Below are 14124 nucleotides of genomic sequence, written 5' to 3'. Positions count from 1 at the left end.
GTTGATCATTGGCGGAAGACCAGTGCTGAGAGGATTTACAGTAGGGCTGAGCATCGTTTATTAAAAACTACGTTGTAAAAATATTTATATGAAAACATGGTTTCGGATATCACTTTTATTAATGCTTTATTCATTCGGATTTTCCTGTAAAAATGATTTCCTGGATGAAAAGGCGCTGTCGTTTCTCAGCACCTCCAACGCATTTAAAACAACGGCAGATTTTGATGCATCTGTCAATAATCTGTATGGACTGGTGAGGACGGAGTTTTATACTTCCAGCGACTGGCAGCCCATGCAATACCTGTACAGAACTGATTTGGGAGTGGAAGTGTCTGTAGGCAGCAATCCTAATCTTGCGGCCGATTTTGGTCCCAGCGGAACGCTGACCAATAACCACTGGAGTCAGCTTTATAAAATTGTAGCCGAGTCTAATACCGTGATTAACCGCCTGCCCACTTCCGAATTATCGGCCGCCAATAAAGTGCTGTTTGAGGCCCGAGCAAGGTTTTTCAGGGCCTTTGGGTATAGAACGCTGGCGTATTTATATGGCGGTGTGCCGTTGGTGCTGGAGGAAATTGTAGGGGAGAAGACAGACTTTGTGAGGGCTACCAAAAAAGCAGTCTTAACACAGGTCATTGAAGACCTGAAATTTGCAGCGGCTAACCTGCCGGGAATTACGATCGTGAAAGATGGTGAAATATCCAACCTGGCGGCGCAGCATCTGCTGTCAGAAGTGTATCTGGCAGATGGACAATTCCAGAATGCCGTGAATGCAGCCTCCGTAGTCATTGATGATCCGGCCACTGATTTGATGAAAAACAGGTTTGGTTCGCGGTCTACCATTACACCCGGTGACGTATACTGGGATTTGTTTCAGTCAAAAAATCAAAATAGAAAAAGCGCCGGCAACACAGAGGGGATCTGGGTGATTCAGCTGGAAACAGATGTGCAGGGCGGATCTGCGGTGTCTACTGCGCAGGCGGGGAATTATCAGATGGAGCGGGTACATGTGCCGTTGTACCGCGATATGCGGGTGAATGGCGTAGCATTGTTTCAATGGCCGGTGGGCGATTATACCGGTGGAAGAGGTGTAGGGTTTTTACAACCCTCTGTACATTTTGCAGAGGAAGTATGGAAAAATGATTTTAATAATGACATCAGAAATGCGAATCATAATTTCGTGAGAGAGGTGGTGGCCACCAATCCGGGCAGTCCATTTTTCGGACAGAAAATTTCTACTGAAAATCCACCGGCGGGCGCCAATATCACTTTCCCTTCCAGGGTTTTTTATCCGTATCAGTCAAAGGCCACCACGCCGTTTAATCATCCGGTTTCCTTATATGTTAATCCGGGGTCTACTGATCCCATCAAAAAGTATGAGCTGAAAGCTACGGCTGGCGGCACCTACGCCGACCAGTATCTTTTCCGGCTGGCCGAAACTTATTTGCTCCGGGCAGAAGGTTATCTGGGCCTGGGACAAACCGGCCCTGCAGCGGATGATATCAATGTGGTGCGTGCCAGGGCGAATGCAACGCCGGTACTGGCAGGAGAAGTGAACATTGATTATATCCTGGATGAGAGATTAAGAGAGTTGGGGATAGAAGAAAAACGTATGCTCACGCTGATGCGCTTAGGTAAATTATACGATAGGGTAAAGGCATACAATCCTTTTTATGGCGTGAATATGGAGCCTCGTTTTAATCTCTGGGCTATTCCTCAGGGCGAAATTGAACGCAACAGAACTGCGGTGCTGGAGCAGAATCCGGGTTATAACTAGATTGTTTTAAGTAAATAAATCGTAGGTACATGTCAGTTAGTTTACGGCGGGTGTTTCGTAGCGTTATTTATATTTTATTGGGCGCCTCATGGGCAGGAAGCAGTTGTAAAAATGCCCGTTTAACAGAGCATACAAAGCGTTATACATCTCCTGAAATTAACAGCAGCAGAGAACGAATCAGCATTAATGAGGGATGGAAATTTTTCAGGTATAATTCCGTGCCGGATCCATTCATATATGATGTGCGCCCTGTGGTGACCGATCTGAACGATAATGTGGTAGCCGATTCCAGGCCAACGGCCCCGGTGGCGGCGCAGATGTCAGATGGCGTATTAAAGCGATGGATTTTACCTTCGGGAAACGATTTTATACGAGACCCTACCCAACATCATCAGCGCCCGGAAGGTAATCCGGGCGCTGATTTCCCTTTTGTACAAAATAGTTTCGACGATCGGGGATGGGAGTCGGTGCAGCTGCCGCACGACTGGGCTATCAAAGGACCGTTTTATACCGAAGCTAATGCCATCGTGGGTGGGGGCATGGGCAGACTCCCGGTGCAGGGAGTGGCCTGGTATCGTAGAAAATTATCGATCCCCGAAACAGACAAGGGACGATTTATTTACCTGGATATAGACGGCGCCATGTCTTACGCCATGGTTTGGCTGAATGGACATTTGGTGGGCGGCTGGCCTTATGGTTACAATTCTTTTCGCCTGGATCTGACGCCGTATATTCACCCCGGTGAAGATAATCAACTGGCGATACGATTGGACAATCCCCCGAATTCGGCCCGCTGGTATCCCGGTGGAGGCATTTACCGGAATGTATGGCTCACGAAAGTAAACCCGGTGCAGGTGGCACAATGGGGAACCTATGTTACTACCGCAGATGTAACGGCAGCTTCGGCAAAGGTGAACATGACGGTGCAGGTAGATAATAAATCGGACAAAGCGCAACGTGTGGAGCTAGTGACTGACATCTACACCAGCGGAAAAAAAGTAGCCACTTTCCCGGTGGCCACCGCGACGATAAAAGCGGGTGCAGGTTATAAAGCAGAGCAGCGTATTACATTACCACATCCCTTGTTGTGGGGGCCGCCACCTGCACAACAACCGCAACTGTATGTAGCCGTTACGCAGGTGATCTCCAACGGGAAAATTACGGATGAATACCAGACAACCTTCGGTATTCGCGCATTGACATTCGATGCCGTAAAAGGTTTGCTGGTAAACGGTGAACCGGTGCGTATTCAGGGAGTGAATCAACATCACGATCTGGGGGCATTAGGCGCTGCATTTAATGTGCGTGCAGCAGAAAGACAATTGGAAATACTCCGGGAGCTGGGATGTAATGCTATTCGGCTGGCGCATAATCCACCGGCACCGGAGCTGCTGGACTTAACGGATCGTATGGGTTTCCTGGTGATAGATGAAATATTTGATAACTGGGAAAGAAAGAAAACGCCGTTGGATTTTCACCTGATTTTTCCGGACTGGTATGAAGCGGATACCAGGGCTTTTATAAGAAGAGATAGAAATCATCCGTCTGTGGTGGCCTGGAGTTTTGGCAACGAGGTAGGAGAGCAGTATACGGCAGCAGATGGCGCGGCCATCGCCCGGAAATTATATCATATCGTGAAAGAAGAAGATAGCACGCGGCCTGCCACTGCTTCCATGAACTATGCAAAGCCTGATATGCCTTTCCCGCAGGTGATGGATATATTGAGTTTGAATTATCAGGGAGAAGGTATACGGGATGCCCCTGCCTATCAGTCTTTGCAGGGGATCAGGACTTCGCCCTTGTATCCGGCATTTCAACAGTGGTTTTCGGATAAGCTGATCGTGAGCAGTGAAACAGCTTCGGCATTGAGTACCCGTGGAACGTATTTGTTTCCCGTTTTTAACGGGATAAGCGCTCCTGTAATGGAAGGCGCAGGGGGTAGTGGCCTGGAACAACAGGTGAGCGCGTATGAGCTTTATACGGCGGCATTTGGCGCTTCGCCGGATAAAGTATTTGCGTCCCAGGATAAGTACCCTTATGTAGCGGGTGAATTTGTATGGTCAGGTTTTGATTATCTCGGTGAGCCGACGCCCTATTATTCGGCGCGTAGTTCCTATTCGGGCATCATTGATTTGGCCGGGTTTAAAAAAGATCGCTTTTATTTGTATCAATCGCGGTGGCGGCCAGACTATAAAATGGCGCATATTCTTCCGCATTGGACCTGGCCGGAGCGGGTGGGAGCTATTACGCCGGTACACGTGTTTACCTCCGGAGATGAGGCGGAGTTATTCCTGAATGAGGTATCATTGGGAAGAAAGAAAAAGGGTTTGTATGAATATCGTTTCCGCTGGGACAGCGTGGTGTATGCACCGGGCGTACTGCGTGTGGTCACCTGGAAAAACGGCGCGCTATGGGCTACCGATACGGTGTGTACCACCGGGGAAGCTGCTCAGTTGCAACTGATTCCCGACCGGCGGGATATACAAACAGATGGAAAAGATCTTTCGTTTATTACGCTCCGGATTCTCGACAGTAGCGGGAGGGTAGTGCCGCGGGGCCACAACCGGATTCTTTTTGAAATTTCCGGGCCGGGAGAAATCGTCGCCACCGATAATGGAAATCCCGCAGATCTGGAAGCGTTCCCATCGAAAGAAAGAAACGCATTTAACGGACTCGCCATGGTGATGGTTCGTGCCGTAAAAGGGAAAACAGGAGCTATTAAAGTGAGGGCCAGCTCTGCCGGTTTAACATCGGCGGAAGTTGTTTTAAACGCGCGATAGCATCATGGCGGTGCAGGTAATAGGTTGTATTCATTTTAACAAAACAAGATCATGATATTAATGCAGGAAACCATGCGCTGGTTTGGGCCGCATGATAAAGTTAGTTTAAGAGATATTCGCCAATGTGGTTGTACCGGCGTTGTAACGGCATTGCATCAGATTCCGGTGGGAGCGGTGTGGCCGGTAGCAGCTATCCAGGAGCGTAAGTCGCTGATTGAGGCCGAAGGCATGAGCTGGACGGTGGTAGAGAGTTTGCCCGTAAGCGATGACATCAAGCGGCAATGCGGTGATTACCTGGCGCATATTGAACACTACAAGGAGAGTCTGCACAACCTGGCTGCCTGCGGAATAAAGGTGGTTACCTACAACTTTATGCCGGTGCTGGATTGGGTACGCACGGATATCAGTTATACCCTGCCCAACGGGAGCAAAGCCCTTTATTATGAACGGGCGGCCTTTGTGGCGTTTGATGTGTTTCTGCTAAAAAGAAAAGACGCCGCGGCAGATTATTCCGCGACTGAACTAGCCACTGCAGAGCAGTGGATGTACACGCATACGGCCGCGCAAAAAGACCGGGTGTTCCAAAATGCTTTGCTGGGTTTACCTGGAAGTACGGGGCGTTTTACGCCGGATGAAATTCTGGCGGCACTGGACACCTATCAAAATATGGATGCGGAAAAGTTAAGAGCACATTTATTTTATTTTTTGGGAGAAGTAATCCCGGTGGCAGCAGCACTCGGGCTAAAGATGGCCATACATCCGGATGATCCTCCTTATCCGGTATTGGGACTGCCCCGCATTGTAAGTTCAGAGCAGGATTTGCTGGACATTGTGCAGGCCGTGCCTTCACCGGCAAACGGACTATGTTACTGTACAGGATCGCTGGGCGTACGTCCCGGTAATGATCTGACCGGCATCATTCAACGACTGGGTGCACACATCCATTTTGTGCACTTGCGTAATACCCGGCGGGATGAATACGGCAACTTTTTCGAAGCAGATCACTTAAATGGCGATGCCGATATGGTGGCGATCGTACGTGAATTATTATTGTTGATGAAACGCAAGGATATTGCTTTGCCACTAAGACCAGATCATGGTCATCAGATGCTGGATGACCTGGATAAAACGACTTATCCCGGTTATTCCTGTATAGGAAGACTAAAAGGGCTGGCAGAACTGAGAGGGCTGCAGATCGGACTTTCCGCTGCCTTGTGATGCGTCTCCTGCTAACCTGAACTGCCCGCGGAACCCCATCCCGTAGCGGGCATCGTGCGGAGGGCTGCTTCACATTGGCAGCCCTTAAAAATCCGTCTCCCTAAAAAAAATAAAGAAAAAATTGCGCAATTAAATACTTGCGCATATATTTGCAAGTAAATGATTGCATAATATGGATGCGCGCAGAGATGTCTTTCAGGCAATAGCCGACCCAACAAGACGGGCAATAATAGGTATGATTGCCCAGAAACCTGTTAATGTAAACACGATTGCCGAGCAATTTGATGTGAGCCGGCAGGCCATTTCCCTACACCTTAAAATCCTTGCTGAATGCGGCCTGCTGAACATAAAACAACTGGGCCGGGAACGCTTATGTGAAGCGAAACTGGAAAAGTTAAACGAAGTACATGAATGGGTGGCACAATATCACAAATTGTGGACAGGAAGATTACATGCACTCAAAAATTTTGTGGAACAGGAAGCATTGCAGCCCAGGCAGGCAAATACAGACAACAAGAAAAAGACTAAAAATATCCATAAACCAAAAAAATAACAACATGGAAAACCGTGTCAATAGCAATGAAGTTTTTATAGAAGAAACCTTTAACGCCAGTATCGAAAGCGTTTTCAGTGCATGGACAGATCCGGAAAAATTAATGCAATGGTATGCACCGGATGGCTGCACTATTTATTTCAAAAAACTGGAGATTGAAACAGGTGGTCAATTCCACTCCTGTATTTCTAATCCTGCCTACGGCGATTGTTGGTGCATCGGCGAGTATAAAGAAGTAAAACCCAATACCCGCATTGTGTTTACCCTCATCAATGCAGATGAAAACGGTGATCCGATAAATCCCGTTGACATTGGCATGGACCCGGATTGGCCGGGAGAAACGCTTGTCACCGTGATGCTCTCAGAAGAAAACGGAAAAACAAAACTGCAGTTACGACAAACCGTTTCCCAGCAACTCGCTACCAAAACAGGCGCATACCCAAGCTGGTTGCAAATGCTGAACAAAATGCAAACAGTGCTCCATCAAAATTAATCGCATGAAAAAGATCATTGTATGTGTGGCGGTGCTGATATTATCATCTTACCATATCGCCTTCGCTGTTAACACCACCGCTAAGGATTCCCTGCCAATTAAAAAAGGGTACTCGGACGTAAACGGCATTAAAATGTATTATGAAATTTATGGAGAAGGCAAGCCGCTCGTATTGCTTCATGGCGGCGGTTCTACCATTCAAACCACCTTTGGCCGGGTCATCCCGGCGCTGGCTGCGCACCGAAAAGTAATAGCGGTGGAATTGCAGGCGCATGGCAGAACCAGCGACAGAGCAAAGGACGAATCCTTCGAACAGGACGCAGACGACGTGGCCACGCTGTTAAAAAATCTGCATATCGACAAAGCGGATTTTTTTGGTTTTAGCAACGGCGGCACCACCACGGTGCAAATAGCGATTCGTCACCCGGAAATAGTCGATAAAATTATTTTGGGTTCTGCACTCTGCAAGCGCAGTGGCATGCCTGCATTCTTCTGGGACTTTATGAAACAGGCAAAGTTATCCAACATGCCGGAAGAGCTCAAAGTAGCTTATGTACAAGTGGCGCCCGATCCCAATGGCTTGCAGGCAATGCACGATAAAGATGCCAGGAGGATGGTGAATTTTAAGGACATACCGGATGAACAGATAACAGCTATAAAAGTACCGGCGCTTATTATCATCGGCGACAAAGACATTATACTACCAGCGCATGCGATAGAAATGCATAAACAGCTGGTCAACTCGGAATTGGCCATCATCCCGGGCGGGCATGGGGAGTATATTGGGGAGATTACCACATTGAAAACGGGCAGTAGAGAAGCGGATTATGTAGTTCCGATGTTGGAAAGGTTTCTGGATAAGTGAGGGGATTTGTAGTATGGCACAAGGAGCTATCGCTTAAATAAATCCTTCATGGTTATTTCGTTCTGAACCAATCCTGTTTTATATACATTGTCTTTGGTACCGTAAGTCGTTATCATGGTCAGGAATAAAGTTTTCTTTGTGTCGGTTCTTTCCCGAAAAATTTGCAGCTTATTTTCCAATTCAGTGGCGTAAGATTTATCAATCGTGAACATGGTATTCGAAAATTTCATCTCACAGATGTTGATACAGGTATCCTGCCTGTCTAACAGTAGATCTATCTGTGCCCCTTTTTCATTTTTTCCAGGTGTTGCTCTCCAGGTAGATTCTTCGGTATAGGTGCCTGAAATGCCTAATGCATGTTTAATCTGGTCAGTATGTTTCAGACAAATACTTTCAAAGGCACTGCCACTCCAGCTTTTCCAGGATTGCGATGCTGATCGCTTTACCCAGGTTCCTTGCCCTGTTGCCCTGGAGTGCTCTATAAATTTGAGATAGAATAAGCTGTATTCATCGGCTAGTTTATATACACCGTCTCTTACGTTTTTCTGAAACGGCACATATAGACTTACAAAAGCTGACTGCATTAACTCATCAAGTAGTTTGGTAGTTGTACCGCCAGTCTGTAGGTGACATACGTCAATGATCTCTTTTCTTGTTAAACCAGATGGTCTGGCCGCCAGTGCTTTTACGACGGCAATATGGCGGTCAGCCACCTCAAATAATGAGTTATAGAGGTTGCCGAATTCACCTACCAGTAAACCGTCTTTGGTGAAGCATAGCCGGTCTATCGCCTGAGTAGCACTTTCTCCTTTTCTGATCTCCTTTAAATAATGTGGTATGCCGCCAAGTGCCATGTATAGCTGTAAGGTCTGATAGTGATCCAGATTCACAGTTTTACTTTGTAGATAAGCGGATGTTTCACAGAGGGTAAAAGGTAACAGCCGGATTTTTTTTGTAATCCGGTTATGTAGCCCTCCTTTATTATTTACAATTTTCTGAATCATCCAGGACGCGGCAGAACCACAAATAGCCACTACCAAACCTGATTGTTTTGATCCCCATGAATTCCAGAAATATTCAAAAGCGGATAAGAATCCTGATTTATGAGAACTCAGCCAGGGAAATTCGTCAAAAAAGATGACGGCCTTCCTTTTTTCTAACAATGGCGCCGCATATTTTATTAACAGCAGAAACGCCTCTGTCCATGTTTTCGGAATCGCAGGCAGTACAGGAGAGTCGAGTGCAATTGCAATACTGTTACGAAAATTCTCCAGCTGTTGCTGGACAGTAGCGTTGTGTACTCCAGAAAATTCACAAATGAGCTGTTTACCATAAACCTGCCGGATCAGAAAGGTTTTTCCAACTCTTCTCCTTCCGTATACGGCAACCAGTTCTGCCTCATCAGAAGCCAATGCTTCTTGCAGTATTTTTTTCTCATCTTCCCTGCCAATCAGCTTTTCCATTGATGGGTGCGTTTAATATTTGTATAGTTATGGCTGCCGATCCAAACTTATCCGCAGCCACAACTATACAAATATACATAGTTATGGCTGCCGATCCAAATGGATCCGCAGCCACAACTCCTGAATTTTCGGCCTATGCTTCTCATTAAAAGTGACGCTTATCCATCACTTTTTTAACTAAAATAACCCGGTGACGGACAATTCGCAGATATCCCCTATTTTTATCCCATGGCATTTTTTAAAAAGTTTTTCGCACGCACAAAACCAGCTGACGATCCCCCCGTCGCTTCTTTTCATGAGTATGCATCAAAAATTTTCCCCTGGGTAAAAGTTAGCTTACCGGAAGGAGACGGAGCTAGCCTGAAACTCACCGATGGAGACGCGCCGGTTAGCCGCCCCTGGCTCGGCAATCTGCACATCCTTTATGCGGAAGATGCAGGGAATTATTTCCGGGTTTTGCAGCGGCAGGATTTGCCGGAAGGCTTTACAGATGAACAGCTGCATCAGATGGCAGTCATCAATTTAAGTAAGGAGGTGGCGTTTGAGTTACATAAAAGTCATCTTGGCTTTTATGGTCTGGTGGCAGGAGGCAATCATGAAGCTGGCGCTATTTGTTTGCCTGGTTTATGGAAGCAGCTGGCCGCTGAATTAAATGATAACCTCGTGGTGACTATTCCTGCTAAAGACCTGCTGTTATTTTCGCCGGAAAGCGATGAAGCAGGGATATTTAAAATGAAGGAAAGCGCAGCAGCATTGTTTGCTACCGCAGAAAAGGCATTGACAAAAACGCTGTTTAAATATCATAAGGAAGTGGGAGACTGGAGTGTGCTATGACAAAGCTCTAATAACAAATTCAACTCATTCATATGGCAACGGTAAAACAATCAGTGATCACGCTAGGCGCTCATGAGGGACAAAGTGTTTCCGTAGCGGGTGGCAACTATCGGATGCTTATCTCCGGAAAACAAACCGGTGGTGAATTTGCGACTATTGAAATGTCGGTGCCGCCGGGCGGTGGACCGGGGCCTCATGCACACCCCGATTTTCAGGAATCTTTCTATGTAATAGAAGGTGAGGTAGAGGTACAGTCGGAAGAAGGTATTTATACCGCTGTGGAAGGCGCCTATATTGTTATTCCTAAGGGCGGTATGGTACATGGTTTCAAAAATAAATCCAATGCGCTGGCAAAACTGCTTTGTGTAGTGGTGCCTTCCGGCCTGGAAGAAATGTTCCTGGAGTTGGGCGTGCCGGTGGCAAACGGTGAATTTTTGCCACCGCCGGTAATGGATGAAGCCATGAAGAAAAAGGTGCTGGCGCTTTTTGAAAAGTATGGACAGCAAATGTATCCACCTGATTATTTTACGACGTCGGTTAAAAAGGAGGAATGATGGAGTCGTCTTCGTTTCACCCACGAAGGGATGACCAACTGTATTGCATATTAATTTTATTATCATTATCTTGGAAGAATTGTTTTAAAACACTTTAGTCAAGCCATGGGGGAGCCTGTAGACGAAGGGCATCATGCCACCACGTTATTCCAGCAAGAGGCAGCCGATCTTGAGCTGGTATTTAAAGAGTGCTACGCAGTTCTCCTGGCCTACGCCTGTAAGTATGTGTTACGTGAAGCCGCCGAAGATATAGTGCAGGACGTTTTTGTACAAGTACACCGGAAACGTGCCTCCCTGCATATTACCACTAATATCAAAAGTTACCTGTTTCGTTGTATTCACAACAGCTGTTTGGATTACATCCGGCATCAGACCGTGCATCAGCGTTATGTGAATGCAGCTTTACCGGCGCTGACGGAAGCTGAGCTGGATTATTTTAATCCGGATGGTCCCCGGCAAAGCCTGCTGGAGCAGGACAATCTCGAGGCCAGCGTATGGCAGGCCATAGAAGAGCTACCTCCCAAATGCCGGGAAGTGGTGAAGCTCCGCTATCAGCAAGGGCTTAAAACCGGTGAAATCTCTGCCGCCATGGGCATCTCTTCCCGTACTGTAGAAACACAATTATATAAGGCCATTAAACAGCTAAGAGGAATGGTCCGGAGAGTACATTACCTGTTCTCTATTATTTGAGTGTAGCCCATAGCCCCTTTTTTACCCATCTTTCTTCTTTCTAAAAAAAATTTTAAAAAGGGATACGTAGAAATGATCTCCTTGCCGTCTAATAAATGAGATGTCACTACACTTTAATACGAACGAATTGGAATATACGATTTTAATAAAGTTTATTGACGGACAGGCAAGTCCGGAAGAAGCAGCCATGGTAGCGGCCTGGCTAAAGGATTCTCCTGATCATCAGGCGCTGTATTTTCAGGTGAAAGACATCCTGGACCAGCAGCTGGCGGCAAAAATCACCGCAGCAGATGCCGATCAAAGCTGGCGGCAGATAGCTGCAAGATTATCAACGGGAGATCAGCCTTCAGCGTCGGTGAAAAAGTTGGGCTGGCTGAAGTATGCCGCGGCCATCCTGGTACTTATCCTGGCGGGAGGAGCGGGGACATACCTGTTCATGCATGCCGGTTCCCGGTTAGCGCCACTGGTGGTGCTGGTATCGAAAAAAGCGTCGGTACAAACAGTGCTGCTGCCAGACAGCACCCGGATATGGGTAAAGCCGGGAGGCTCCTTAAAAATGCGGGATGTAAAAGAAGCCGGCAGCCGGGAAATATGGCTGGAAGGCGGTGCTTATTTTGAAGTAGTGAAGAAAGCAGCAACGCCATTCATCGTACATGCGCCAGATATGACCGTCACAGTACTGGGGACTTCCTTCACCGTAAATGATGATAAACGCCGTACCACAGTCATCGTAAATACCGGTCTCATTAAAGCAAGCTCCTTTGATCAGGAAATGTTGCTGCATCCGGGAGAAAGGGGAATAGTCGTGGACAAGCAAATCCATATGGATCATATCAACCCTCAACTCTATGCTGCATGGAAAGATGGAGATTATAAATTTGAGAACACCTCAGTAGCAGAAATAAAAGAATTATTGCGCGTAAACTACGGATATGAAGTAGACCTATTACAACCACAAAAATTCCGGGATACCCGCATCAGCGGACGTGTGCTGATAACAGACGAAGAAAGTTTATGTGTGGCGCTGGGAGCCATGCTGGAGGCTGACGTCCGAAAAGAGGGAAACCGGATCATTATTCAACCAAAATAAGTATGATTTAAAAACGATGTATCGTCAACCGTCGGTAAGTGATTATTTAAGCTGAATTTTTACTGTATGAAAAGCCTTTATGTTGCGGTCTGTTGAAACAGGCATGATGGATTGATATGCCACAATAAGTGATATATTTATCATGTACTCCGCCTAAGACTGACTACCTTATCAACCAGGTACTCATCTACGAATTGAATACAACCATATAACAACAACAGTGACATTTTATAACAATGATGACGCGTAACGCAATGGTATCTGTACCATTTTAATGAACCAATGTTTAAATCAAATATGTAGTCTTTAACCAAAATTTTTCCGTTATGAAATTTGGATCTCTACGGCATTGCCTGAAGGGAACGGCTGGCCTGTGCCTTGTACTGAGTGCGATGACTTCGTCGTTGCATGCGCAGGATGCAATCGCCGGCATCCAGGAACAAACTAACCAGGAACGCAGCAGAAGCGGCTCTCCCAATGCGGGCAGAACGCAGATGATACCGCTGAAGGATGCCCTGGAAAAAATTTATACAAAGTATCAGCTCAGGATTGCACTCAACGAAAAATATGCGAAAGATATTTTTCTACCTGATAAAATATTAAAAATGGATGCCGAACAGGTGATACCATTTTTACAAAAAACATTGCAGGGGCATAGTCTTGCCCTGAATCCAATGGGGGCTTCACAATATGTGATTACGCCCGCAGAACATACGGCGCCGGCTGTACGTAAACCTGCCGTAAAGTTAAAAGTATCCGGTACGGTAAAAGATAAACTGGGCGCCGCATTGGTAGGCGTTACCGTGAAAATACTGGGAACGCCAACAGGCACCACTACCAACGAGAAAGGTTACTATGAACTGGACGTGGAACCTACCGACATACTCGAATTTTCCTATATCGGCTATCAGTCCCAACAGGTAACCGTCAGAAATAAAGTAGACATCAACGTAGAGATGCTGGCAAAGGAAGGTGGACTGAATGAAGTAGTGGTAGTAGGATTTGGTGCACAAAAGAAAATCAGCCTCGTAGGTGCACAGTCCACCATCAAACCGGAAGAACTGAAGTTGCCGGTAAGAAGTCTTACGAACGCGCTGGGCGGTCGACTGGCAGGTGTGGTAGCCGTACAAAGAAGCGGTGAACCGGGCTACGACGGCTCCGACATATGGATCCGTGGGGTTTCTACTTTTGGCTCCAGTCCCCGTGGCCCACTCGTGATCGTAGACGGCGTACCAGACCGTAGTATCGATGATCTGGACCCGGAAGATATCGGCAGTTTTACCATATTGAAAGATGCCTCCGCCACCGCCGTATACGGTACCCGTGGCGCCAACGGCGTGATCCTGGTAAATACCAAAGCAGGTAAACCCGGAAAGCCGCAAATCAATGTGGAACTGAACCAGGCGATCACTAAATTCACACAGCTGCCTAAGTTTGTGGATGCCCCCATCTTCATGAAATTGTATAATGAAGGATTGGAGATGAGAGGAAGAACGCCACTTTATTCAGATGAGCGCATTCAACAACATGTGTCCGGGGAAGATCCTGATCTCTATCCCAATGTAGACTGGTTCAACGTGCTGTTTAATAAATTTGGACAAAGCAGAAGGGCCAACATGAATGTACGCGGCGGCTCTGAGTTTGCCACCTATTATATTTCCGCCGGTTATTATTCCGAAGTAGGTTTGCTGAAACGTGATCATGTACAATCGTATAATTCAGATATAAAACTGGACCGGTATAATTTCACCACGAATGTAGATGCTAATATTACCAAAACAACGAAACTTGAATTAGGCGTTAATGG

At 46.7% G+C, this 14124-nt stretch carries 12 protein-coding genes; 11 read left to right on the top strand and 1 reads right to left on the bottom strand.

The genetic code is table 11. The features are described from left to right. Nucleotides 1-88: 88 nt before the first annotated feature. From VIP81_RS23755 to VIP81_RS23730, 6 genes are all read left to right on the top strand, one after another. Nucleotides 89-1777, top strand: a complete 1689-nt coding sequence (locus tag VIP81_RS23755) for a RagB/SusD family nutrient uptake outer membrane protein (protein WP_331967227.1) — start codon at nt 89-91, stop codon at nt 1775-1777. A gap of 29 nt (nt 1778-1806) precedes the next feature. Further along, entirely contained in the window at nt 1807-4557 is a 2751-nt protein-coding gene (gene galB, locus VIP81_RS23750; RefSeq protein ID WP_331967225.1) for a beta-galactosidase GalB, read from the top strand. Nucleotides 4558-4608: 51 nt separating this feature from the next. Beyond that, nucleotides 4609-5775, top strand: a complete 1167-nt coding sequence (gene uxuA / locus VIP81_RS23745) for a mannonate dehydratase (protein WP_331967223.1) — start codon at nt 4609-4611, stop codon at nt 5773-5775. 172 nt (nt 5776-5947) lie between these two features. After that, nucleotides 5948-6328 (top strand): metalloregulator ArsR/SmtB family transcription factor, encoded by a 381-nt coding sequence (locus tag VIP81_RS23740; RefSeq protein ID WP_331967221.1) that lies wholly within the window; start codon nt 5948-5950, stop codon nt 6326-6328. Between the two features lie 4 nt (nt 6329-6332). Continuing rightward, nucleotides 6333-6821, top strand: a complete 489-nt coding sequence (locus tag VIP81_RS23735) for an SRPBCC domain-containing protein (protein ID WP_331967219.1) — start codon at nt 6333-6335, stop codon at nt 6819-6821. Nucleotides 6822-6825: 4 nt separating this feature from the next. Next, the gene (locus VIP81_RS23730; protein ID WP_331967216.1) at nt 6826-7686 is read left to right on the top strand and encodes an alpha/beta hydrolase; all 861 of its coding nucleotides are present in this window, start codon (nt 6826-6828) and stop codon (nt 7684-7686) included. 26 nt (nt 7687-7712) lie between these two features. Here VIP81_RS23730 and VIP81_RS23725 read toward each other — a convergent pair whose 3' ends face one another. After that, a complete protein-coding gene (locus VIP81_RS23725) occupies nt 7713-9149 on the bottom strand; it encodes an AAA family ATPase (protein WP_331967214.1) in 1437 nt (478 codons plus the stop codon). A gap of 228 nt (nt 9150-9377) precedes the next feature. Between VIP81_RS23725 and VIP81_RS23720 the strand changes: the two genes are divergently transcribed. The 5 genes from VIP81_RS23720 to VIP81_RS23700 form a co-directional block, all read left to right on the top strand. After that, entirely contained in the window at nt 9378-9983 is a 606-nt protein-coding gene (locus VIP81_RS23720) for a DUF1444 family protein (RefSeq protein ID WP_331967212.1), read from the top strand. 32 nt (nt 9984-10015) lie between these two features. Next, the gene (locus VIP81_RS23715; protein ID WP_331967210.1) at nt 10016-10537 is read left to right on the top strand and encodes a cupin domain-containing protein; all 522 of its coding nucleotides are present in this window, start codon (nt 10016-10018) and stop codon (nt 10535-10537) included. A 105-nt stretch (nt 10538-10642) separates the two neighbouring features. Next, nucleotides 10643-11227 (top strand): RNA polymerase sigma-70 factor, encoded by a 585-nt coding sequence (locus VIP81_RS23710; protein WP_331967208.1) that lies wholly within the window; start codon nt 10643-10645, stop codon nt 11225-11227. A 100-nt stretch (nt 11228-11327) separates the two neighbouring features. Further along, nucleotides 11328-12317 carry a FecR family protein gene (locus tag VIP81_RS23705; RefSeq protein ID WP_331967206.1) on the top strand — a complete coding sequence of 330 codons (990 nt, stop codon included), beginning with the start codon at nt 11328-11330 and terminating at the stop codon, nt 12315-12317. Between the two features lie 326 nt (nt 12318-12643). Next, on the top strand, nt 12644-14124 hold a 1481-nt coding region (locus VIP81_RS23700), incomplete at its 3' end, for a SusC/RagA family TonB-linked outer membrane protein (RefSeq protein ID WP_331967204.1).

This window comes from Chitinophaga sp., assembly GCF_036566945.1.
GTDB lineage: Bacteria > Bacteroidota > Bacteroidia > Chitinophagales > Chitinophagaceae > Chitinophaga.
This window is presented reverse-complemented; position numbering and strand designations above follow the sequence as displayed.

Excerpts from the sequence above, each read along its gene's own strand:
- uxuA (WP_331967223.1), top strand. The coding sequence starts at position 4,609 with ATGATATTAATGCAGGAAACCATGCGCTGGTTTGGGCCGCATGATAAA.
- VIP81_RS23740 (WP_331967221.1), top strand. The coding sequence starts at position 5,948 with ATGGATGCGCGCAGAGATGTCTTTCAGGCAATAGCCGACCCAACAAGA.
- VIP81_RS23715 (WP_331967210.1), top strand. The coding sequence starts at position 10,016 with ATGGCAACGGTAAAACAATCAGTGATCACGCTAGGCGCTCATGAGGGA.
- VIP81_RS23730 (WP_331967216.1), top strand. The coding sequence starts at position 6,826 with ATGAAAAAGATCATTGTATGTGTGGCGGTGCTGATATTATCATCTTAC.
- galB (WP_331967225.1), top strand. The coding sequence starts at position 1,807 with ATGTCAGTTAGTTTACGGCGGGTGTTTCGTAGCGTTATTTATATTTTA.
- VIP81_RS23755 (WP_331967227.1), top strand. The coding sequence starts at position 89 with ATGAAAACATGGTTTCGGATATCACTTTTATTAATGCTTTATTCATTC.
- VIP81_RS23710 (WP_331967208.1), top strand. The coding sequence starts at position 10,643 with ATGGGGGAGCCTGTAGACGAAGGGCATCATGCCACCACGTTATTCCAG.
- VIP81_RS23720 (WP_331967212.1), top strand. The coding sequence starts at position 9,378 with ATGGCATTTTTTAAAAAGTTTTTCGCACGCACAAAACCAGCTGACGAT.
- VIP81_RS23725 (WP_331967214.1), bottom strand. The coding sequence starts at position 9,149 with ATGGAAAAGCTGATTGGCAGGGAAGATGAGAAAAAAATACTGCAAGAA.
- VIP81_RS23705 (WP_331967206.1), top strand. The coding sequence starts at position 11,328 with ATGTCACTACACTTTAATACGAACGAATTGGAATATACGATTTTAATA.
- VIP81_RS23735 (WP_331967219.1), top strand. The coding sequence starts at position 6,333 with ATGGAAAACCGTGTCAATAGCAATGAAGTTTTTATAGAAGAAACCTTT.